Below are 20,441 nucleotides of genomic sequence, written 5' to 3' on the forward strand. Positions count from 1 at the left end.
TATGTCAATGGTTACCTCGGCCCTGAAAAAGCCGATTACAACAGTGGTGATCACCGCGAGTTTACTGCTCTTTGCAGTTCTCAGTGCGCTGAAGATCCCAATAGATATTTTCCCCCAGCTTAATTCGCCGACAATATATGTTATTGAATCCTACGGAGGTATGTCTCCACAACAGATGGAGGGCTTCTTCTCCACTCGTCTACAGGATCAGTTTCTTTATGTTAATGGCGTTAAGAATATTACCGCCAAAAACATTCAGGGTTTGACGATGCTAAAGCTGAGTTTTTATGAAAGCACCAATATGGCAGAGGCTTCTGCCCAGGTTGCCTTGCAGGTTAACCGGGCCATGAAGTTCTTCCCTCCAGGCGCTTTGCCTCCGCAGGTGGTCCGCTTTGATGCCTCTTCACTGCCAGTAGGCCAGCTTGTACTCTCGGCCAAATCCCGCAGTCTGAAAGAAATCTATGATATGGCGGCAACGCGTATCAGGCCCATGTTTTCCTCTGTCGCAGGGCTTTCAGCGCCACCGCCATTCGGTGCCAATTCCCGCTCGATTACCATTAGTGTAGATCCGAGCAAATTAAGGAGTTATAATCTGACTCCGGACGAGGTGGTAGGGGCTTTATCCAAGTTCAATGTCATGTCTCCTTCGGGAAATCTAAGGTTGGACAATACCATGATGGTGACCTCTATGAACTCCCTGGTTAAAACGGTCGATGAATTCAACAACATTCCAATAGCTACAAAAAACGGCGTTTCAATATTGGTAAGGGATGTGGCAAGGGTTGCCGATGCAGCGGATGTTACCGTGGATTATGCATTGATCAACGGGAAACGGTCTGTGTATATTCCTGTGGTCAAAACAGCAGACGCCTCGACTTGGTCAGTGGTAAAGTCCTTAAAGGCCAAAATCCCCGAAATGCAGAGCCTCTTGCCGGACGATGTCCACATCTCTTATGAATTTGACCAGTCTGTTGCCGTTATCAACTCGGTAAAAAGCCTGATCACTGAAGGTGGTCTTGGTGCACTATTAACGGGCCTAATGGTGTTGCTATTCCTGCGTGATCTGCGAAGCAGTCTTATCGTGGTGATCACCATTCCGGTATCGATTTTAATTGGGGTGCTTTTACTAGGCATGTTCGGTCAGACCATAAATATCATGACCTTGAGCGGTCTGGCACTTGCAATAGGGATCCTGGTCGATCAGGCAACGGTGACGATCGAAAATATCCATCAGCACCTGGAAATGGGCAAGCCCAAACGCGAAGCCATTTACGATGCCTGTGAAGAAATCGCATTCCCGCTGCTGCTCATCCTGCTGTGTATTCTGGCAGTATTTGCACCATCTTTTATGATGAACGGTATACCAAAGGCGATGTTTTTGCCACTATCCCTTTCGATTGGCTTCACCATGGTTGTCTCTTTCATCGTGGCCCAGACCTTAGTTCCCATTCTATCCAACTGGATGATAAACGAAGAACGTTACCAGCACTATGACCATGGTAAGATCCATGCTCATGCAGGAGAGGCCCTGGACGAGAGGCAAGGAGAGCAGGTAGAAAAGCATCTGCAAAATGAAAAGGATGAACCGGAAAAAAATGATTTCTTTGAAAGGGTGAAGGTGCGGTTTATGGCAATCATCCAGCGGTGGATGCCGATGAAAAAAGGTATTGTCGGGATTTATTTAGTTCTGGTGATTTCTCTTGCAGGACTGGGATTTGTTTTTATTGGAAAGGATATGATGCCAAAGCTCAATAACGGACAGTTCCAGATCCGCATCAAAGCGCCGGACGGTACCAGATTAGAGCGCACCGAGGAGAAATTTAAGCAGGTACTTTCCATTATCAATCAGACAGTAGATAACCATATCGCAGTTAGTTCGGGATACGTTGGGCTTATTCCGAGTAGTTACGGAACAAGTAACTTATATATCTTCAATACCGGTACCCATGAGGCTGTGCTTCAGGTGAACCTTGATGAAGATTATAAGGTAAATATGGATGAGCTGAAAGATGCGCTGAGAAAGAACATCGCTTATAAACTTCCTGACCTACGTATCACCTTTGAGCCGATTGACATGACCGAAAAGATTATGAGCCAAGGCGCTGCAACTCCTATTGAGATCAGAGTAGCAGGAAAAGATATGGACCAGATCGAGTCTTACGCTAATAAGGTGCTCTCTAAACTTAAAAAAATAGATTACCTCCGTGATATCCAGATTGCTCAACCCCTGCACATTCCCGTGGTTTCTATTACCCTTGATAGATTAAAGGCGGCGCAGTTTGGGCTGAACGTGGTTGATATCGCAAGGTCAGTTACTGCAAGTACCTCATCCAGCCGATTTACTGAGAAGAACCAATGGCTCGATGAAAAAACCGCCTATACCTACCAGGTACAGGTACAGGTTCCAGAGTATGTCATGAATACAATGGATGAGCTCAAAGAAATTCCTTTGGTTAAAGGGCAGAGCAGTCCGGTACTGGGCGACATCGCTACTTTCAATACCAGTTACCTTCCAGGAGAATATGACCGCTCCGGGCCAAGACGCTTTCTGACCGTGAGCGCAAACATTTATAAAAAGGATCTTGGAACGGCAACTGCTGATGTAGAAAAGGCACTAAAGTCCGTAGGCACGCCTCCTAAGGGACTAACTGCTGAAGTGAAAGGTATGTCGAGCCTGTTGACTGAAACACTATCTTCTCTTCAGGGCGGACTTGCTTTTGCGATATTGGTGATCTTCCTGCTGCTTGCGGCCAATTACCAGTCTTTCAAGCTTTCGCTGACGGTTCTTTCGACCGTTCCTGCTGTAATCCTTGGGTCGCTTACCGCATTATTGCTTACAGGCTCGACCCTCAATCTACAGAGCTACATGGGGATGATCATGTCCACCGGGGTGTCAGTGGCCAATGCGATACTTATCGTGACCAACGCCGAAAAACTCAGGCTGGATTACAAGGATTCTACCCGGGCGGCAGTGGTGAGTGCCGGGATTCGTTTAAGGCCGATCCTGATGACCAGTTTTGCGATGATAGCCGGGATGATCCCGATGGCCTCTGGGTTGGGCGAATCCGGTGAACAGACCGCGCCGCTCGGCAGGGCTGTTATTGGCGGGCTATTCTTTTCAACCCTTGCCGCGCTCTTCATCCTTCCGCAGGTTTTCGCCTGGGTACAGAAAAAAAGCAGCTTAAAAGAACCAAACCTAATGCCTAGAAAAACAAGAATTTAAAAGATAAACAACATGAAAACCAGATTCATTCCCATCATAATAATTATAAGTACTCTGGCCGCGTGTGGCGGAAACCAGAAGCCCGTGAACATCAGTCCCGAAAAAAACGGCAAGGAAGCCAAATATGAAACCACAAAGGTCGAAGAAGAGGCCCTTTCCAGTTTTACCCGCATTCCCGGGGTGCTCAAGCCTTTCAACCAGGTAAACATTTTTCCCAAGGCCAATGGTTTTGTAAAAGCAATACTGGTCGATTTGGGTTCTAAGGTGACCAAAGGCCAGCTGCTGATGACCCTGGAAGCACCGGAACTCGAATCACAATTGCAATCGGCAAATTCCCGTTACCTGCAGGCACGGGAGACCGCATCGGCGAGCAGTGAGAAATACAGACGTCTGAAAGAAGCAGCAAAAGAGGAAGGTTCGGTATCTCCGCTAGAACTTGATAATGCGCTTTCCAGGATGAAAGGAGATAAGGCCATAGCGGAGGCTGAGCGGTCAAATGTATCCTCCGTACGTACCATGCAGGACTACTTGAAAGTATATGCGCCTTTTGACGGGGTGATCGTTGACAGGAATGTATCACCGGGAGCACTGGTGTCGGCGGGCAAATCTTCGGACCTACCCATGCTGGTATTGCAGGACCTGACCCACATGAGGCTTGAAGTTTCTATACCTGAGGATTATGTAGACAAAGTGGACCTAAGCCAGATGGTCAAGTTCCGCTTCAATGCGCTGCCGGGGGAACAGCGCCAGGCCAAGATCAGCCGGTCTGCAAATTCACTGGGCAACATGCGCCAGGAAATCGTCGAGGTTGACGTGGCCAATAAAGATAACAGGTTGAAGGCCGGCATGTATGCCGAGGTTGAAATCCCGCTTAAATCCGGTGCGACTTCGCTTCTTGTGCCTAATTCTGCTATCGTGCGTTCTACAGAACGGAAGTACGTAGTGGAAATTGCAAATGGTAAAGCCAAGCTCGTTGACATTAAGGAAGGGATGAAGGGAACAGAGATGACCGAGATTTTTGGTTCCATCAAAGCCGGGACAGAGATTATTTCGCCCGCGAACGATGAGATCAAAAGCGGTCAGACGCTATAAAACATTGCCGGGCGGATATTAGCCGCCCGGCAAATCTTTTTATTAGTCAGATAAGAAAAAAGGAAAATATGAAAGATTTAGAATTTAACCATGAGTTTGAAATCGGGGGAAAACACATTTGCATAGATGTCCCAAAGAAAAGATGCAACCAGGTCTACATCGAGGGAGAGCTGGTTGGGACGGTTTGGGAATGTAAAAAACAAGGGGTAATATCCTTTGTATCAAGAGATTTTAAGCTTGCCCCTTACCTGGAAAGCATTGCGGCCGAGTTAAACATTTTTTACAGGACCTCCCTATGAGTGCCTATGCCGGATGGACATTTCAACCTTTTCTGATCTGTTTCCTGTTATTAATGACTGTAAAGGTAAAGGCGCAAGATCAAACTGCCGTCCCCAAGATATCGGTAGGCTTTGTCATGGGCTTTCCGACCGGTAAGACGGCTAAAACTTATGTCAACGGATATGGGGCATCAACAAAGGTGGAATTCAAGGTTTCGGAGCACCTCAACCTAACCGGATCTGCGGGCTATATGACTTTCCGCTACAGGGATGAGGTAAAAAAACGTCTCGATTATTTAGGAGAGCCAACAAGCATGAATGGTGTTGTTCCAATTAAAGTCGGAGCAAAATATTACTTTGAAGGTATCTATTACGCTGCCCTTGAGCTTGGTGCAGCAAATACTCTTGGAGACCGGCTGAATACCTCTTTTGCCTACGGACCGACTTTGGGTGCCAGCATTCCAATTTCGAAGCATTATAGTGCAGATCTCGGCCTTCGTTATGAGGGTTGGAAAAGCAGCGGAGGGCAGGTTTCCTTTTTTGGACTTCGTTTGGCTCTGGCAATTTCAGGAACTAAAAAATAATAGGCAAAATATTTAACCTAAAATTTAAATTATGACAGAGAAAAATATTTCACAACCATTTGAAACTTTTGACCATAATAAATCCTCAGCAAAGGGTGGAGATAACGCATATCACCCCGCAAACCAAGATAGAGAGGTTTTATTGCGTTACCTGCTGGAGCGGTTGAACCTGGAAACCGGCCATCTCAATGAGAAGCGAAAATTGAGGAAGTAGGGGCCTTTTTAGACCTTTAAAAAAACATTCGTAGGAATGGCAAATCAGATTTATTATAACCAGGGGCAACCCACAATATGCATGACAAATGGAAAAGATGATATATCTTTTGGAAAATGATGAGGGTATAACCGAAGTATTACAGCTTCTTTTTAACAGTGAGGGGTACGGGGTTTCCGCGTTTTCTTCGGTAAGCTCGTTTATGGCAGGGCTAAGTGATCATGTTGCAGATCTTTTTCTGCTGGATGTTATGCTCCCCGATGGAAACGGCATTGAAGTCTGCAGTTACCTGAAGTCCTTAGAGAAAACCCGGAATGTTCCGATTATCATGATGAGTGCTCATGCGGACCGTTATGACATCAGAAGGGGCTGCGCTGCAGAGAATTTTATTAAAAAGCCTTTCGATATTCACGACCTGCTGCGTTTGGTAGCGAAACATATTTGACCGGTGATAAAGTACGGGTTCTCTCAAGTTTGGTATTCGTGCTCACAATCAGTGTTTCCATGTCAGAGATCCGCTAAGTCGTTCTTACAAGATATATCAACAAAAGCATGCTTGAAATGAAAATAACCACGGTAAGGACTTTGATGAGTGTAGAGGAATGGTAATAACTGCCTTGATTAATAAGTGTATGAGTTTTTTGATAGCGCATAAATGCCAGGATGATGGTCAGTGCGCCTACCCCGACAAGAAGTATTCCTATCCTCTGTGAGTTGCCGGTTTGGTGTACGACGGCTTTGGCCCCAAGAGCGAGAGTGATCTGCTTGATAAAAAGTGAAAACTTTACCACCACAAAACCAAAGCCCATAATTCCTATGCTAGTTCTTATCCAGGCAAGAAAAGTCCGTTCGTTGGCCAGATGGTCACCAGTGTTTGATTTAGGAATGGCTTGTTCTTCTTTTTCCATTATTGATAATATTGGTTGACGGATCACCGCATGCCTGATTAACAAAATTTTATCAATGCTGTTTGGGCGAGTACTGTTTTAATTATGTAGCTTTTCGATAAATTCCCTAGCATTTTTAAATGCGTTACTCCGCACAGCACATACGATGATAGACAATTTTGTCGAACCTTTTGAATTTTAGTGTTGCCGGCATAAGCCATTGATATTTAAACATGACAATAATTTTCGGCGTTTGCGGCCCCGGGTGAAATGGATCCGGCACAACTGATCCTAATCTTTGCATCGTATCCAAATACCAATTTGCACCTTTTAAAGATTCACTGCCGTTTTGGTTTTTACATTAGGGATGAACGATTACCCATCCTTCCGCCGAACGGATGATGATCTCTCCGTTGCCGCTTGGCACATAGCTGATGAAATCGAAGAGATCTGACTTATCGATTTTCCGCTCGCGAACGGTATTCTCGCACTGCGCCAGAATTACGCCCTTTGACTTTAGCAAATTAAGCTGCTCAAGGAACTTTCCATCCTTGCGATAAACCGCCACGCCATCCCCGAAGGCGATAAGCTCAACCTCCAGTTTTCCCTTCAATCTTGGATCCTCCAAAGCATTGTTGATGTTCCTGAGTGTTCCCGAAATATGTTTTTCCTCGGCACTGTTAAGTACATATAGCGCTTTATATGATTTCTTTTTTGCAACAGCACCCGTAAACGGTTTTTTTGTCTCCTGTGCAGATACATTGGTGGTGATGACCATCATGATGACAAGCTGGAGTAAGATCAGTAATTTTTTCATGTTTCTATTTTTTCTGTTTTATAGGTGCGTGCTGTTCAGCCATGTCAATAAAGGGACCATATTTATGCTGCTTTTCGCTAAAGTGATCTGCATATGGCCCGAAGGGATAATCTATTGGCTTTGTGTACAGGTTTTTATAGTCGTTTTTGGAATCCAGGTGCGGTCTGGGCTGCGCATTCACAAATGCAGCTACGTCCCAGGCTTCCGCATCCGTTAAGTTCGGATCTTTGTAGGTGGCGCCATAAGGCATGTTGTTTTTGACAAATCCTGCAAAATTTCCAAGCCTGAACATTCCTGCACCATCGTTATAGCTGTCCCTGCCCCAAAGGGGAGGGTACATATATCCTTTTCCATCAGGTGAGGCAACGCCTTTGCCCGTTTCTCCATGACAGCTGCTGCATTTGGAGGCATATACCATTTTCCCCTTCAGGGGATCTGCAGGCACATCCAGATATGGGATTTTTTTTACCGAATTATCCGCAATGGAATGTGCGGCATCCTGTTTTTTTCCAACCCATTTTAAATAGGCCAACATGGCGACCATTTCCCTGGAATTTCTTCCCGGAGCTTTGCCGTTCATGCTTCGCTCGAAGCACTCATTAATCCGTTCAAAGGCTTCTTCCTTTCTACCGCTTCTTGCGCTCATTTTTGGAAAACCTGCATAAAAGATGGAGAAATTATTCGCAAAGGGCCTGGTTCCTGCATCCAAGTGGCAGTTCTGACAATTCATACCATTAGTCAGCTTTCCTACGATACCCTGCGGCCCTAAATAGTATGCCGTACGGACAATCAAATCCCGGCCATACCTGATCAGATCCGCATCAGCTTTGCCCTGAAGCTGCATCGTATCAGGCGCCTTCCAATATTCGGGTTTAGCAACACGGCGCTCTAAAGGTTTTATTTGATTCTTTTGAATGGATGGATTAGGCTTATCCGCATAGAAACTTTTTGGAAGATGAAATCCGCTGAGTGCTAAAACAAGAGAAAACATGATCACAACGAATAGAAATGACGTCCATACGAGATATTTTCCAAACCGGGCAAATACCTGCAGTTTATCCTCGTTGTTTCTTTCTGTTTTCACACTTTTAAAATATTAATTCTGAAAATCCTTAATGGCCTCACCAATATCAAGCACCTTTTGCTTGCCATCAATAACGGATGCAATCAGTGAGCTTGCAGCCGCACTTCTGTATCCACCGGCGCAGTGTACTGCTACGGGTTGCTCCAGCGGAATTTCGTTTACCCTTTCCCTTAAATTTCCCAGTGGAATATTTATGCTGTTCTCAAAAATACTGTTTTCCATACGCTCTGTCTTGTTCCTCACATCCACAATGGTATATCCATTTTGGTTCTCTTTAAAATTTTGGATATCGATAATCTCATCCGGGACAGTTTCTACTGCGTTTATAAAACCGCCGGCAAGCTGCGTTTCATACCCGATGGATGCGGTCCTCGCGATAAGACTATGCAATGTAGCAAGATTTTCTGCCATAAGATAATAAGGCTCTTCAGGCTTCACAATGCTGCCCAGCCAGGTTTCAAATTTGTTTCCATCCATGATATTTACAGCGCCTTCTATATGTCCCTTCTTAAAAACATCTTCCCTTCGCGTATCGATAATTAGGGCATTTGGTTTTAAGTTTTCACCGGATTCCATGATCTGAACCGCACTTACCGAATCTTCAAACGGTGCTGCGCCTTTCTTGTTCAAGGCCACATCAAAAGGGAAGTAAAATGGAATGAATGGCTGGTTTTCATTTAATGCGCTCACAAAATCGGCCTCAGTCATTTCCTGCAGTGACCAGTTACTTCTTTTTTCAGCACCAATGGTACTGCTATTGGCCTCGCTCAACGCTTTTCCGCAGAGCGTACCTGCCCCGTGTGCCGGATACAGAATCACTTCATCTGAGAGTTTCATCAGTTTGTCCCTTAATGAATGGTACATTTGGGCGGCAAGGAAATTGCGTTCCGCCATTGAATCACCTCCGCTTTCCCTTAAATCCGGCCTTCCGCAGTCACCGATAAAAAGGGTATCTCCGGAAAATAGCGCTTTTTGTTTCCCATCGTGTTCGAGCAAAATACTGATACTATCCGGAGAGTGCCCCGGGGTGTTGATTGCCCTTAAGGTGATCTTTCCCAGGGTTATCGTCTGGTCTTCATCAAATGGGGAAAACAGGTAGGACGGCGTATTGAGTTTGCTGCAATATATTGTTGCGCCGGTCTTATGATGGATTTCAAGATGAGCACTCACAAAATCCGCATGCGGGTGCGTCTCGATAACACCAACTATTTTGGCCTGGTGTTTTTCGGCAAAATGGTAATATGCAGACGGATCCCTGGAGGGATCGATCAATATGATTTCATTCCGGCATTCGCTCAGTACCGCGTAGCTGTAATGGGAGAGGTGCTTGTCTTCAAATTGTTCTATTTTCATGTGTTTTTATTTTTGATTAATGTGTTTAACGGTATGATTCCTGCCTTTGCCAGGTTTACATCAAATTTACCCTTTAGCGGTTCTTCGCACTGTAACTTTTGTCACAGCGCCCCAAAATCTTCTCAGCAGTTTCTGCCTGCACTTTCATCATATTTGATCGGAGAGAGGATATGGAGCAAAAGGGTCCTGGCATAGCGGTAGTTGAAGGTGAACAGTAGGATGACCGGAGAAATAGTGGTTGCGATGATTGCCCACTGCTCTTCTTCGCCAAAGATCATGAATGCCAGAATGCCCGCATTGACAAGTTCTGCGACAATGAAAACATAGCTCACATACATCGCTCCGATAAAGAAGCCCGGCTCTATCTCATAGTTCAGGTTGCAGCAGGCAAATTTTTTATTCATCTGATCATATTTCCAATGGAACATGGAATGGGTATATAATTTTCCCTTTCGGCACCTGGGACATCTATGGTCTATTATAGCCCTTAGTTTGCTCATCAGATTCTATTTTATTAATGAGGGAGCTTGCTTTTCATCGCTCCGTATAGATAGGTGCCCAGGAGCGCACCAAGGATGACCACCGCCATACCGGCATATCCGCTCCCAAGGTTGACGAACATGGGGCCGGGACAGGCGCCGGTGAGTGCCCAGCCCAGGCCGAAAATGGTGCCGCCTAGTAGGTATTTTATATAGGCCTTGTCCTTATCGTGGAAGACAATCGGATTTCCGGCCAGATCCTTGGCTTTGAATTTTTTGATCAGCCATACTGCAATTACGCCAAGTACAACGGCCGTACCAATAATTCCATACATATGGTAAGACTGGAAACGGAACATTTCCTGGATCCTGTACCAGGAAACAGCCTCAGACTTGGTCATGATGATTCCGAAAAGTGTTCCTGCAAGAATATATTTTATGAATTTCATTTTTTTTAGATTTAAAAGATAAAAGGCATGATGAGGAAAGTCATGATCAGGCCACCAACAAAGAAACCGATTACGGCTACTAGTGATGGTACTTGCAGATTCGAAAGCCCGGATATGGCGTGACCAGAAGTACAACCGCCTGCATAACGAGATCCAAAACCGACTAATAAACCACCGATGAGTAAAATAGCCAGCGTTTTTAAATCTTTCATTGCTTCCAGTGAAAACAGGCCGGTTGGATTTAACCCACCATCGAACTTAATGCCCAATTGATTTAAATCGGAGATTGTGGCGGATGATAATTTTACGGGAGATGGACTGCTAAGGTAATTTGTAGCAACAAATCCACCTATTACCGAGCCGATAAGGAACATGAGGTTCCAGGTCTGGTCTTTCCATTTAAAATCAAAAAATTTTACTTTCCTGCCTGCTCCGGCTATGCTGCACATCGTTCGCAGGTTTGATGAAAAGCCAAAGGACTTTCCGAAAAAAAGTAGGATGAGCATAATGAGTACGATCATGCTGCCCGAGAAATACCAAGGCCAGGGTTGTTTAATAAAATCAATCATGTTTTTTTAAATGAAATGTTAATATGGGTGTTTTTGTTGTTGTTAAAAGGTAATGCCTGTGGCGGTTTGAGCAAGTAAGTGCTGAATCATTTTAGCAAACTGCCATCCCGAAGAAATCCGGCCGGCAGCGTTGAATAGATCAATATTTCTTGAATATATTTCTTCATTTTGGCCAGGTACCGATACCTCCAACCAGGTTGAATGCTTCCACCCCAAGTTTTCTCATCTCCGATACCGCTGAGGAGGAACGCTTTCCACTTCTGCAATAGAGGAAATACCGCTTGGCCTTATCCAGCTTTGCAAGTTCTAAAGAAAAGGCAGAACCCAGGAAATCGATATATATGGCTGAAGGAAGCGCGCCTGGGGCATATTCAGGCTTTGTCCTTACATCTAAGAGGACTGCGTCACTGCTTTTTGTAAATTCGTTTTTGAAGTGGTAGCCATCGAGGTTGTACGCACCTTTTGAAAAAAAACTGCTGATCATTTGAAGTAGTTTATTCATTGTATTTATTCGTTTCTTATTGCTCTGTATTTTTTTTAAAGCTGCAGAACAGAAAATCCTGCGTGCTTTGCATTGGGGTAGTGTGCTCTTGCGGCCTGCACTCTATTTCGGTAAACCCTTCTCTAAATATCTCGCGCAGCGTTCTTTCACTGTATCTTGAAACGGGCAGGCCACTGCATTTTTCTGGTCCGGTGAGCGAAAAAGTCGCCATGACCAAGTATTCTCCGGTAAACTGACCTGCCGTGTTTGCATAACTATGGATTTCCTCTGATGAATGAAGGAAATGAAAAGTGGCCCGGTCATGCCAGACTGCATAACTTCTTTGCGGCACAAAATCCCTGATGTCTGTCTCGATCCAGTGTATCCTGCCAGACAGTTCTCCAAGCCTTGCCTTTGCCTTTTCCAATGCCCGGGAAGATATATCCACTACGGTAATATCGCTGTAGCCTTCCTGAAGCAAAAAATCCACAAGCAGACTGTCTCCCCCGCCAATATCGATTATCGGAGCAGATTTATCCAGATTGAACCCCGTTATCATCTCCATTGAAACTGTGGGGTAGACCTGCGTCCAGCTGACCTGGTCAGGACTTTTTTCTAAATACACCTTTTCCCAGTGCGATTTTTTCTCATTTTTCATATCCCTTTTATATTAAGGTACTTGGACATACAAATGCTGTAGTCGGAATACATCCGTTTTCCTGTATGGCCTTAAAACCACCAGCCACATCGATGAGGTTGTGGTACCCGCGTGAGCGCATGATGGAATTGAAAATAACAGAACGGTAACCACCTGCGCAGTGAACAAAGTAGGTCTTGGTTTTATCGACGGTGCCGAGGTTTTCGTTGATATAATCCAGTGGAAGGTTGACAGCACCCTCGACATGCTCGCTTAAGTATTCCTTTGTTTTTCTGACGTCCAGAATATTTACCTCCGCTTTTTTGCCGATTTCGGCCAGCCGGGCTACACAAACCGATTTTATCTCGTCGGTTTCCTGACCAGCTTTTTTCCAGGCAACGACGCCGCCATCTAGGTAACCTACTGCACCATCAAATCCTACTCTTGATAAACGGGTGAGCACTTCTTCAATTCTACCCTCATCTGTAATAAGTAAAATAGGATGTTTAATGTCCGGGATTAAAGTTCCTACCCAGGGGGCGAAATTTCCATCGATGCCAATATTTACCGAGTTTGGGAGAAAGCCTTTTATAAAATCCTCTGGAGCTCTTGTGTCGAGAATTACCGCTCCTGTTTCATTTGCAACCCGCTCAAAAGCATCGGGGTTAAGGGCTTGCATGCCTCGTTCTATCACTTTGTTAAAACTATCATATCCATGGATGTTCATCATGACGTTTTCAGGAAAATATGCAGGAGGCGGTAAAAGACCATCAGTAACCTCTTTAATGAATTCGTCTTTGGACATGCCTGCCCTTAGCGCATAATTGGTCTTCTTTTGATTTCCCAAAAGATCGGTGGTCTCTTTGCTCATATTTTTTCCGCATGCGCTACCCGCACCATGTGCAGGATAAACCATAATATCATCGCTTAAAGGCATGATCTTATTGCGTAAAGAATCAAAGAGATAACCTGCTAGCATCTCACTTGTAAGCTCACTGACCGGTTTCTGTGCCAGATCGGGTCTTCCCACATCGCCTATAAAAAGCGTATCGCCGGAGAACAGTGCTATTTCCTTTCCTTGCTCATCGCTAACCAGGAAACAGGTGCTTTCCATGGTATGTCCTGGGGTGTGCAACACTTTAATCTTTGCCCCACCAAGTCGCAACACTTCTCCGTCTTTCGCACCGTAAAAATCAAAGTCGGGTTTTGCATTCGGCCCGTAAACGATTTCTGCGCCGCTTTCTTTAGCCAGATCAATGTGTCCGGATACAAAATCGGCATGGAAATGTGTTTCGAGCACGTATTTTATTTTTGCGTTGTTCTTCCGTGCACGTTCCATATACGGACTAACCTCTCGAAGCGGATCGATAATGGCCGCCTCTCCGTTGCTTTCTATATAATAGGCACCTTGTGCCAGACATCCGGTGTAAATTTGTTCTATAATCATGATGATTAAATTAGTATGTCAAAATTAATCCTTAACGATATGGTCGTTGGTGACTTTTGTCACACAAGGAGTTTGTTTCTGAAGGTTACTTAAATATTACCTCTTTTAGAATGATGTAGCAACCCATAACCAGTACAAACCACCCGAAACCTTTCTTCAGTTTTCCTCCATCTATTTTTTTGTTTATCATTCCACCTACCACGATACCGGCGATGGCAACGGTAGTAATTTTGGCGAGAAAGATCCAGTCGATATGGAAATGTCCAAGATCGCCGGTGAAACCGATGAGCGAATTAAGCGCTATGATGAAAAGTGAAGTACCTACGGCCTCTTTCATGGGTAAGCCCACTAAAATAACAAGTGTAGGAATAAGTAGAAAGCCACCACCAGCACCCAAAAAACCAGTAGCGAGGCCGATGGCAATGCCGTATAAAAACAGTTTACCGATGTGAAGTGGGGGTTTTTCTATTCGGGTGCTGCTTTCTGCTCTTGCACCTTTAATCATCGCTGTTGCAGCCGCTACCATCAAAACTGCAAAGAGTACCATCATGAGCATGTTTTCTGTTAACTCAAAATCGCCGATTTTTATTATTATCTTGGGTATAAGGGGGATAATGAATTTGCGGGTTAAGAATACAGTTGAGATGGATGCACTACCAAACAGCAAAGCTGTATTAATATTCACCAGCCCACGCTTAAAATTCCCGACTGTACCTGCTAAACTTGTAGAGCCAACGATGAACAATGAATAAGAAGTAGCCAATAGCGGATTAACCCCAAATAGGTAAACCAGTACCGGCATGGTGAGGATAGAACCGCCACCGCCGATCAATCCAAGCGAAATTCCAATTAAGGCAGATGCAACGTATGCAATGATTTCCATTTCTGTTATTTTTTAACAAAAATCGAGTTATCATCTACCAATGTTGGTGACTTTTGTCACACTCATTATATTTTCAAGAAGTGATGCCTTTCGCAGTAAAAATAACTTTATTCTTTTTATGGGCTTAGGCTAAATATTCGATGTAATTACGGTACATCTTAATTTCTCCTGCCTGCTCCATTTTCTTAAGCAGCCTTGAAATTACTTCCCGGGAGGTGTTCAAATCAGATGCAATTTCACTGTGGGTAAGGTGCAGTTCTTTTGTGTTTAAATCTCCAGCTTGCTTTTTCAGGTAAAAGGCCAGCCGCTCATCCATTGCCTTAAAGGCGATATTATCGATGACAAAGAGGAGTTCTTCAAAGCGCATACGGTATGTTTCAATGACAAAGTAATACCATGTTCTGTAATCCCGCATCAGCTTATCCATCAGGGCAATCGGAATCATGAGTACCTTGGTCTGTTCAATGGCCTTTGCCATTACCTGACTGGTTTCCTGTTTGGTTGCGCATATCATGGAAAGTGCACACGCATTTCCTGGCTGGAGATAATACATAAAGAATTCCTGTCCATCTTCTCCCTCCCTGTAGAGCTTTACCATGCCTTCTACGATAAGCACCGTGGAGCGCATATTCTGCCCAGTTTGCATGAGCATATCACCTCCCTGAAAATCCCTAAGCGTCGCATTCTCGATAAGGATGGTCTTAAGGGCAGGTTCAAACTGGGGAAAAAGTCTTTCGATGTATTCCGCAATGGTCATATCTTTCATTTTAGCTGTTTTGGATTTTAAAGATAACTATACTGCAGGCCTGCGCCAAAATTCTTTAAAATATTGGAATACATTTTTTGGATATAGAATAAAGGGTATAATAAATTTACAAAGAAACTCTCTATGGTTCCCTAATTAAAACATGCAGCGCGTTTTTTCCAAAGTAAACCTAACACTTCGTCCAGGGATAAAGCTGACAAAAATCACATATTGTTTTTTATTTTTTATCCCTTGTTAATCTTTATGTTTTTTGATCGACCCGGAAAGAAATAGCCCGATCAGTGCGACTTTTTAAAGGTACCACCATAACTATGAATCGTAACAATGAGGTCATAATTAGCTTCTGAGGCGTGGCTTACTAGTCTTTGGGCATTTAATTTTATATATTGAATTAAAGTGGCTCAAACGCTTGCTGGCTTAAGACTTATTGTTATCCAAATAGGATCAGTGGGGATCTGCTTTTTAAAGGGTCCCCACTTTATGGACTACTTGGGGCAATTTCCTGATGGCGGCTAATATATTTTTTTACGTTGCGGTTTTTCAGTTTCTGCCTATGTTCCCAACCCTGACCCATCTTATTGAATACCTATTTAGAATATATATTCCGCTTCCCGTTCAGACTTTCGGTTTCTTTGTGGCCCTGGCATTTATTTCTGGTTACCTGCTGTTTTCTGCTGAGCTTAAAAGAAAGGAGGCTGCAGGACATATAGCACCTGTTGAGATTATTATACAGCCTAAGAAGGAGATTTTGTTATGGGAATGGATAACCAATGGATTTTTAGGTTTTCTTATCGGGTATAAACTGGTTTATGCTGCAGGGAACTATGCTGCTTTTGCTGCTGAACCCGGACAAATCATCCTCTCTCCAAGGGGAAGCTTACCGGGAGGGTTGCTGCTTTGCGCAATTCTTCTTTTTACCGTCTACCTTAAAAAACGCAGGCTTTCTCTGTCGGACCATAGGCCGGTTCATATTTTAAGGCACCCTTACCAGATTATGCCTGAGCTGATCACCTGGGCTGCCCTGTTCCAGGCCATTATCAAGATCGACAGAAATTCACTGGCCAGCTTAGAGTTAAATCAACCGGTTAAGATTACCCTGCCGGATCTGCCAGGTAAAACGTTATATGGGAAAGTAGATTTTATTGAACCTACCCTTCAGCAAGGTGACAAAACGGTTAGCGCAAGGGTTTATCTGGACAATATGGAACATCAGCTGAAGGTAAACAGTCTAATCAATGCCTCAATAGAGACGGGAAAATCCAAAGGGCTTTGGATACCGAGGTCTGCTCTGCAGGATCTTGGGCAGACAAAAATAATCTGGCTAAAAAAAGGCAGCTTATACTATGCACATAGTGTAAATATTGGGACTTTCAAAGGGAACGAAATACAGATAACAAGAGGCCTTTCCGCAACCGATACCCTGGCAGTAGATGCAGGGTATTTAACAGACAGTGAGAGTTTCATCAAAACAAAGGGTCATGAATAACATAAAAAGAATTAACCTGAAAAGGATCTGTGCCTTACTGATTATTGTGCTTTCAGTAAGTATATTTAACAGCTGCAAACAAAAAGCAGAGCCGGCGGCAAAAGCAAAAAGCAAATTTTACTATACCTGTTCCATGCATCCACAGATACATGAAGACCATCCCGGCAACTGTCCGATCTGTGGCATGAAACTGATCAAGGTCGAACTTACTGGATCAGGAAATTCTGCCACGGAAAAAATAACATTGACAGCAAGCCAGATTCAGTTGGCAGGCATAACAGTTGATACGGTAAGGGAAGAAAATACAGGGGGCGAAAAACTTCTGACCGGAACAGTTGCCACGGACGAAAGTAAGGCGGAAGAGATCAGTGCAAGAGTGGCCGGACGCATACAGCGTTTATTTGTTAGGTCCGTTGGAGAAAAAATAACAATAGGTCAGGCAGTGTATTCCATTTATAGCGAAGACCTGTTATCAGCCGAAAAAGAATACCTTTTGGCCAGGCAGCAGCAGAAGGTATTAAATAATCCTGACGTCGATTATGAGGCCATGATCAAGACAGTAGAGCACAAGTTATTGTTATGGGGCCTGAACTCCGCCCAGATCATAAATCTTTCTTCTTTGTCCAAAACTTCGGCCACTGTTACCATATACAGCAAGGTTAACGGAACGGTAAGCGACATAGCCATCCACGAGGGTGATTACGTAACTGAAGGGATGGCTATATTAAAAACGCAAGGGTTAGCCAATCTATGGATAGAGGCGCAGTTATATGCCGGCGAAAGCGGAAACTATAAGGAAAATGACATGGTGAATGTCTCTTTTCCAGATCTGAACGGACAGGTTGTTAAAGGCAAGGTGGAATTTGTAAATCCTGAACTATCAGATGAATCTAAGGTTGTGCTCATCCGGATCGCAGTTCCAAATACGCAGGGGCTGATCAGGCCGGGGATGTTGGCATACATTTCCATTGGTAATGGAAAACAGAATGCTGTTGCTGTGCCCACATCTTCAATACTAGCAGGAGGTAAAGGCAATAAGGTATGGATCAAAAATCGTGATGGAAGTTTTTCTGGAAGAAAGGTCAATACCGGAGCAGAGAACGGGGGCTATGTGCAGGTATTGTCTGGCATTTCACTAGGTGAAATAGTGGTCACCAGTAGAGCCTACCTCTTGGAGAGTGAATCGATATTCAAAAATGGAGGGTAAGGTTATGATTTGGTGCGTCATATCTTATGGATAAATACCCATGGTAAGTAAAATTTGGCATAGTATGTAGCTTGATTGCGCTAATACTGTCTGGACCTTGGTGAAAAGCAAATCCAGCATTTGACAGGTCGGAGTCGGCGAAACGAAATTACTTTTCGAGGGGCCGAAAAATATTGAAACAAGTTCAATGTCAGAAATTTGAGGTGATTTTCTAATATAATTATATAAAAGATATGGGAAATTATATAAATTTAATTTTGCATCTTTATATAGATTTGTAGTCTGATGAAAACCAAAGCCATCTTTCTTTTAGTGATTTTTCTGCTCAACACTGTTGTTGGCCTTGCCTGTGCAGTTGGAATGGAAAGAGATAATCACGGAGAAATTGATGATCATGTTTCCTCTAAAAAGAATAATCACAAACATGATCATCAGCATAAAGGTGCACATGTGCATAAACACAGTGCTTCAAATGGACCGAATCTTTCAAAAGAAGATCCCTGTTGCAAGACTCTGGTCAACGACCTTGTGGTTCAGGGGAAGCTTGTTCCCCAAAGCGTTAAAAACCAGGTTATCCTACCTGTTCTATTGCTTCCAGATTATAATTACAACTTTTTAATTCCTTCTGTCAAACTGGCTCTCAAAAAGAGCGTTTACGCCGGACAGCGGGAGCGGCCACCCAACAGGGACATCCGGATTTCCATCAATAGCTTTCAGATATAAGATTTCACCAAGAATTACCAATAGAGCCCGTGTTACATTGACATGGTGCCTGGCTTTCGCGCGGCCAAAACTCCTGCGGAAAGAGTGTAAACATTTAATCTTAAAATCATGAAAAAAATATTTTTTCTGGTTGCCCTATTGGCAATCGTTTTCACTGGCCGCGTCCTTGCGCAAAATAGCCAGACACAGTCACTTTTAACTTCTTATTACGATATCAAAAATGCATTGATAAATGCAGATGCGACAGTCGCCGCCTCAAAAGCCACTGAGTTTTCCAGAGCGCTGGGCAGCATGGACATGAAGTCAATGCCAGAAGCCGATATGAATATATTTATAGGTTTACAGGATAAGCTTGCCTTTGATGCCAAGCACATATCGGAGAGTAAGGATATTGCCCATCAGAGAGAATATTTCGCAACTTTTTCTGCCAATCTTTTTAAACTGGCAAAAGCCGTTAAACTCACCAAAGCGCCTGTTTATTATACCTATTGTCCGATGAAAAAGAGCTATTGGCTTTCTGATAACGCTGGTATCAAAAACCCTTATTTCGGTAAGCAGATGCTGACCTGTGGTGCAGTAAAGGAGACTATCAAATAATTCATATTGTTATTGAGCGGACATTTAGCATTGTGATGTTTTGGTCCGTTCAATATAGCTATATGCATATATTCTACATACAGCTCGAAATAATTTATTCAAGATATATCAAAAACAATGAAAACATTAATATATAGCCTTCTGGGCCCACTATTTTTCCTTGCCGCCTGTACAAATGGCAAAAATGAAAAGCAAGATTCCGCTGTTGCGGATTCCACGACCAAAAATGTTTCTAGGGAAACCAATAATGTAAAAAAATCCCAAACGGCTGCGCTTTTATCCGGCTATCTGAAACTGAAAAATGCCCTGACCACGGACGATGATAAACAAGCTGCCGCCGCAGGCAGTGAAATGGTCGCAGCGTTCGCCAGTTTTGATGAAAAATCATTGACTTCGGAGCAGGCCAGGGCATATAGCGATATTCGGGATGATGCCAAAGAGCACGCAGAGCATATCGGTTCCAATGCAGGCAATATTGTCCATCAACGTGAGCATTTCGATATGCTGAGCAAAGACATGTACGATATGATCAAGCTCCTTGGCACTGACAAGCCCCTGTATGTGGACCGTTGTCCCATGTACAACAATAACAAGGGTGCAATCTGGGTGAGTGAGATAAAGGAGATCAAAAACCCTTACCTTGGAAAAACGATGCCCACCTGTGGCACTGTCAAAGAAGAACTGAAATAGCACAAAAATGACGGGCATAAAAAAAACCTTTCTTGGGCTATTAGTTATCTTCATGCTTATGCAGATCTTACAGCCTGCACGCAATAAAAGCGCGCAGGCTATGCCTCAGGATATATCCACACTTGTTCCTATGCCTGATGATGTGCAGGGGATACTTAAAAAATCATGTTATGACTGTCACAGCAACAACACGGAATATCCATGGTATGCCTATGTTCAGCCGCTTCACTGGTACCTTAACAGTCACATACGATCGGGAAAAGAGGAGCTGAACTTTAATGAATTTGCCGGCTATACCTTGCGGAGGCGTCAGAACAAACTGCGGGCCATAGAAAATAGCTTAAAAGATGGTACAATGCCGCTTTCCTCTTATAGCCTGATCCACAGAAATGCAATATTAGATCCAAGGGAAAAGTCGATACTCATAAAGTGGGTACAGAATTCAAGGGATAGTTTGAACAGAAAGAATCTCACTGCTCTTTAAATTAACAAAGA

The 20,441-nt window shown here is 43.9% G+C and carries 24 protein-coding genes; 12 read left to right on the plus strand and 12 right to left on the minus strand.

Going from position 1 to position 20,441, the window contains the following annotated elements; genetic code table 11:
* Nucleotide 1: 1 nt before the first annotated feature.
* From OQ268_RS13990 to OQ268_RS14015, 6 genes are all read left to right on the plus strand, one after another.
* Nucleotides 2-3,223: an efflux RND transporter permease subunit gene (locus OQ268_RS13990; protein WP_056095306.1), complete on the plus strand. Its 3,222-nt coding sequence runs from the start codon at nucleotides 2-4 to the stop codon at nucleotides 3,221-3,223.
* Between the two features lie 12 nt (nucleotides 3,224-3,235).
* Nucleotides 3,236-4,315 carry an efflux RND transporter periplasmic adaptor subunit gene (locus tag OQ268_RS13995; RefSeq protein ID WP_056095304.1) on the plus strand — a complete coding sequence of 360 codons (1,080 nt, stop codon included), beginning with the start codon at nucleotides 3,236-3,238 and terminating at the stop codon, nucleotides 4,313-4,315.
* A gap of 68 nt (nucleotides 4,316-4,383) precedes the next feature.
* Nucleotides 4,384-4,614, plus strand: coding sequence for a hypothetical protein (locus tag OQ268_RS14000; protein ID WP_056095301.1), 231 nt, complete (start codon nucleotides 4,384-4,386; stop codon nucleotides 4,612-4,614).
* Nucleotides 4,611-5,177 carry a hypothetical protein gene (locus tag OQ268_RS14005; RefSeq protein ID WP_056095298.1) on the plus strand — a complete coding sequence of 189 codons (567 nt, stop codon included), beginning with the start codon at nucleotides 4,611-4,613 and terminating at the stop codon, nucleotides 5,175-5,177. The genes OQ268_RS14000 and OQ268_RS14005 overlap by 4 nt, the downstream gene beginning before the upstream one ends.
* Nucleotides 5,178-5,208: 31 nt before the next feature.
* Nucleotides 5,209-5,391: a hypothetical protein gene (locus OQ268_RS14010; RefSeq protein WP_056095295.1), complete on the plus strand. Its 183-nt coding sequence runs from the start codon at nucleotides 5,209-5,211 to the stop codon at nucleotides 5,389-5,391.
* Between the two features lie 97 nt (nucleotides 5,392-5,488).
* On the plus strand, nucleotides 5,489-5,836 hold the full coding sequence (locus OQ268_RS14015; protein WP_265856913.1) for a response regulator: 348 nt from the start codon (nucleotides 5,489-5,491) through the stop codon (nucleotides 5,834-5,836).
* Between the two features lie 73 nt (nucleotides 5,837-5,909).
* Here OQ268_RS14015 and OQ268_RS14020 read toward each other — a convergent pair whose 3' ends face one another.
* The 12 genes from OQ268_RS14020 to OQ268_RS14075 form a co-directional block, all read right to left on the minus strand.
* On the minus strand, nucleotides 5,910-6,299 hold the full coding sequence (locus OQ268_RS14020) for a YidH family protein (RefSeq protein ID WP_056095288.1): 390 nt from the start codon (nucleotides 6,297-6,299) through the stop codon (nucleotides 5,910-5,912).
* Nucleotides 6,300-6,639: 340 nt separating this feature from the next.
* A complete protein-coding gene (locus OQ268_RS14025; RefSeq protein WP_056095285.1) occupies nucleotides 6,640-7,095 on the minus strand; it encodes a DsrE family protein in 456 nt (151 codons plus the stop codon).
* 4 nt (nucleotides 7,096-7,099) lie between these two features.
* Complete coding sequence (locus OQ268_RS14030) at nucleotides 7,100-8,179, minus strand: c-type cytochrome (protein ID WP_199562757.1); 1,080 nt, start codon at nucleotides 8,177-8,179, stop codon at nucleotides 7,100-7,102.
* A 12-nt stretch (nucleotides 8,180-8,191) separates the two neighbouring features.
* Nucleotides 8,192-9,532, minus strand: a complete 1,341-nt coding sequence (locus OQ268_RS14035) for an MBL fold metallo-hydrolase (RefSeq protein WP_056095282.1) — start codon at nucleotides 9,530-9,532, stop codon at nucleotides 8,192-8,194.
* A 122-nt stretch (nucleotides 9,533-9,654) separates the two neighbouring features.
* Nucleotides 9,655-9,936: a DUF983 domain-containing protein gene (locus tag OQ268_RS14040; RefSeq protein WP_187593152.1), complete on the minus strand. Its 282-nt coding sequence runs from the start codon at nucleotides 9,934-9,936 to the stop codon at nucleotides 9,655-9,657.
* Nucleotides 9,937-10,046: 110 nt separating this feature from the next.
* The gene (locus OQ268_RS14045) at nucleotides 10,047-10,460 is read right to left on the minus strand and encodes a DUF6691 family protein (RefSeq protein ID WP_090985890.1); all 414 of its coding nucleotides are present in this window, start codon (nucleotides 10,458-10,460) and stop codon (nucleotides 10,047-10,049) included.
* Nucleotides 10,461-10,471: 11 nt separating this feature from the next.
* Nucleotides 10,472-11,029, minus strand: coding sequence for a YeeE/YedE family protein (locus OQ268_RS14050; protein ID WP_056095272.1), 558 nt, complete (start codon nucleotides 11,027-11,029; stop codon nucleotides 10,472-10,474).
* A gap of 163 nt (nucleotides 11,030-11,192) precedes the next feature.
* On the minus strand, nucleotides 11,193-11,531 hold the full coding sequence (locus tag OQ268_RS14055; protein ID WP_197413310.1) for a rhodanese-like domain-containing protein: 339 nt from the start codon (nucleotides 11,529-11,531) through the stop codon (nucleotides 11,193-11,195).
* A 16-nt stretch (nucleotides 11,532-11,547) separates the two neighbouring features.
* Nucleotides 11,548-12,168, minus strand: coding sequence for a class I SAM-dependent methyltransferase (locus OQ268_RS14060; protein ID WP_056095270.1), 621 nt, complete (start codon nucleotides 12,166-12,168; stop codon nucleotides 11,548-11,550).
* Nucleotides 12,169-12,175: 7 nt separating this feature from the next.
* Entirely contained in the window at nucleotides 12,176-13,594 is a 1,419-nt protein-coding gene (locus OQ268_RS14065) for an MBL fold metallo-hydrolase (protein ID WP_056095268.1), read from the minus strand.
* 85 nt (nucleotides 13,595-13,679) lie between these two features.
* Nucleotides 13,680-14,477 (minus strand): sulfite exporter TauE/SafE family protein, encoded by a 798-nt coding sequence (locus OQ268_RS14070; protein WP_265856926.1) that lies wholly within the window; start codon nucleotides 14,475-14,477, stop codon nucleotides 13,680-13,682.
* A 124-nt stretch (nucleotides 14,478-14,601) separates the two neighbouring features.
* Nucleotides 14,602-15,243 carry a Crp/Fnr family transcriptional regulator gene (locus OQ268_RS14075; protein ID WP_090985886.1) on the minus strand — a complete coding sequence of 214 codons (642 nt, stop codon included), beginning with the start codon at nucleotides 15,241-15,243 and terminating at the stop codon, nucleotides 14,602-14,604.
* Between the two features lie 505 nt (nucleotides 15,244-15,748).
* On the opposite strand from OQ268_RS14075, the gene OQ268_RS14080 reads away from it, so the two are divergent.
* The 6 genes from OQ268_RS14080 to OQ268_RS14105 all read left to right on the plus strand — a co-directional run bounded on the left by OQ268_RS14080 (nucleotide 15,749) and on the right by OQ268_RS14105 (nucleotide 20,430).
* On the plus strand, nucleotides 15,749-16,729 hold the full coding sequence (locus tag OQ268_RS14080; protein WP_265856928.1) for an efflux RND transporter periplasmic adaptor subunit: 981 nt from the start codon (nucleotides 15,749-15,751) through the stop codon (nucleotides 16,727-16,729).
* On the plus strand, nucleotides 16,722-17,936 hold the full coding sequence (locus OQ268_RS14085; RefSeq protein WP_187593154.1) for an efflux RND transporter periplasmic adaptor subunit: 1,215 nt from the start codon (nucleotides 16,722-16,724) through the stop codon (nucleotides 17,934-17,936). Before OQ268_RS14080 ends, OQ268_RS14085 begins: the two co-directional genes overlap by 8 nt.
* Before the next feature lie 285 nt (nucleotides 17,937-18,221).
* The gene (locus tag OQ268_RS14090; RefSeq protein ID WP_265856930.1) at nucleotides 18,222-18,659 is read left to right on the plus strand and encodes a hypothetical protein; all 438 of its coding nucleotides are present in this window, start codon (nucleotides 18,222-18,224) and stop codon (nucleotides 18,657-18,659) included.
* A 108-nt stretch (nucleotides 18,660-18,767) separates the two neighbouring features.
* Nucleotides 18,768-19,256 (plus strand): DUF3347 domain-containing protein, encoded by a 489-nt coding sequence (locus tag OQ268_RS14095; RefSeq protein WP_265856932.1) that lies wholly within the window; start codon nucleotides 18,768-18,770, stop codon nucleotides 19,254-19,256.
* Nucleotides 19,257-19,373: 117 nt separating this feature from the next.
* Nucleotides 19,374-19,946, plus strand: a complete 573-nt coding sequence (locus OQ268_RS14100) for a DUF3347 domain-containing protein (RefSeq protein WP_265856933.1) — start codon at nucleotides 19,374-19,376, stop codon at nucleotides 19,944-19,946.
* Between the two features lie 7 nt (nucleotides 19,947-19,953).
* Nucleotides 19,954-20,430 (plus strand): heme-binding domain-containing protein, encoded by a 477-nt coding sequence (locus tag OQ268_RS14105; RefSeq protein ID WP_056095245.1) that lies wholly within the window; start codon nucleotides 19,954-19,956, stop codon nucleotides 20,428-20,430.
* Nucleotides 20,431-20,441 lie beyond the last annotated feature (11 nt).

Source organism: Pedobacter sandarakinus, assembly GCF_026240095.1.
Taxonomy (GTDB): domain Bacteria; phylum Bacteroidota; class Bacteroidia; order Sphingobacteriales; family Sphingobacteriaceae; genus Pedobacter; species Pedobacter sandarakinus.

Coding starts and splice junctions, on each gene's coding strand:
- OQ268_RS14005 (WP_056095298.1), top strand. CDS start 4,611: ATGAGTGCCTATGCCGGATGGACATTTCAACCTTTTCTGATCTGTTTC.
- OQ268_RS14025 (WP_056095285.1), bottom strand. CDS start 7,095: ATGAAAAAATTACTGATCTTACTCCAGCTTGTCATCATGATGGTCATC.
- OQ268_RS14035 (WP_056095282.1), bottom strand. CDS start 9,532: ATGAAAATAGAACAATTTGAAGACAAGCACCTCTCCCATTACAGCTAC.
- OQ268_RS14090 (WP_265856930.1), top strand. CDS start 18,222: ATGAAAACCAAAGCCATCTTTCTTTTAGTGATTTTTCTGCTCAACACT.
- OQ268_RS14055 (WP_197413310.1), bottom strand. CDS start 11,531: ATGAATAAACTACTTCAAATGATCAGCAGTTTTTTTTCAAAAGGTGCG.
- OQ268_RS14050 (WP_056095272.1), bottom strand. CDS start 11,029: ATGATTGATTTTATTAAACAACCCTGGCCTTGGTATTTCTCGGGCAGC.
- OQ268_RS13990 (WP_056095306.1), top strand. CDS start 2: ATGTCAATGGTTACCTCGGCCCTGAAAAAGCCGATTACAACAGTGGTG.
- OQ268_RS14015 (WP_265856913.1), top strand. CDS start 5,489: ATGATATATCTTTTGGAAAATGATGAGGGTATAACCGAAGTATTACAG.
- OQ268_RS13995 (WP_056095304.1), top strand. CDS start 3,236: ATGAAAACCAGATTCATTCCCATCATAATAATTATAAGTACTCTGGCC.
- OQ268_RS14095 (WP_265856932.1), top strand. CDS start 18,768: ATGAAAAAAATATTTTTTCTGGTTGCCCTATTGGCAATCGTTTTCACT.
- OQ268_RS14085 (WP_187593154.1), top strand. CDS start 16,722: ATGAATAACATAAAAAGAATTAACCTGAAAAGGATCTGTGCCTTACTG.
- OQ268_RS14045 (WP_090985890.1), bottom strand. CDS start 10,460: ATGAAATTCATAAAATATATTCTTGCAGGAACACTTTTCGGAATCATC.
- OQ268_RS14100 (WP_265856933.1), top strand. CDS start 19,374: ATGAAAACATTAATATATAGCCTTCTGGGCCCACTATTTTTCCTTGCC.
- OQ268_RS14065 (WP_056095268.1), bottom strand. CDS start 13,594: ATGATTATAGAACAAATTTACACCGGATGTCTGGCACAAGGTGCCTAT.
- OQ268_RS14105 (WP_056095245.1), top strand. CDS start 19,954: ATGACGGGCATAAAAAAAACCTTTCTTGGGCTATTAGTTATCTTCATG.
- OQ268_RS14080 (WP_265856928.1), top strand. CDS start 15,749: ATGGCGGCTAATATATTTTTTTACGTTGCGGTTTTTCAGTTTCTGCCT.
- OQ268_RS14060 (WP_056095270.1), bottom strand. CDS start 12,168: ATGAAAAATGAGAAAAAATCGCACTGGGAAAAGGTGTATTTAGAAAAA.
- OQ268_RS14070 (WP_265856926.1), bottom strand. CDS start 14,477: ATGGAAATCATTGCATACGTTGCATCTGCCTTAATTGGAATTTCGCTT.
- OQ268_RS14000 (WP_056095301.1), top strand. CDS start 4,384: ATGAAAGATTTAGAATTTAACCATGAGTTTGAAATCGGGGGAAAACAC.
- OQ268_RS14010 (WP_056095295.1), top strand. CDS start 5,209: ATGACAGAGAAAAATATTTCACAACCATTTGAAACTTTTGACCATAAT.
- OQ268_RS14075 (WP_090985886.1), bottom strand. CDS start 15,243: ATGAAAGATATGACCATTGCGGAATACATCGAAAGACTTTTTCCCCAG.
- OQ268_RS14020 (WP_056095288.1), bottom strand. CDS start 6,299: ATGGAAAAAGAAGAACAAGCCATTCCTAAATCAAACACTGGTGACCAT.
- OQ268_RS14040 (WP_187593152.1), bottom strand. CDS start 9,936: ATGAATAAAAAATTTGCCTGCTGCAACCTGAACTATGAGATAGAGCCG.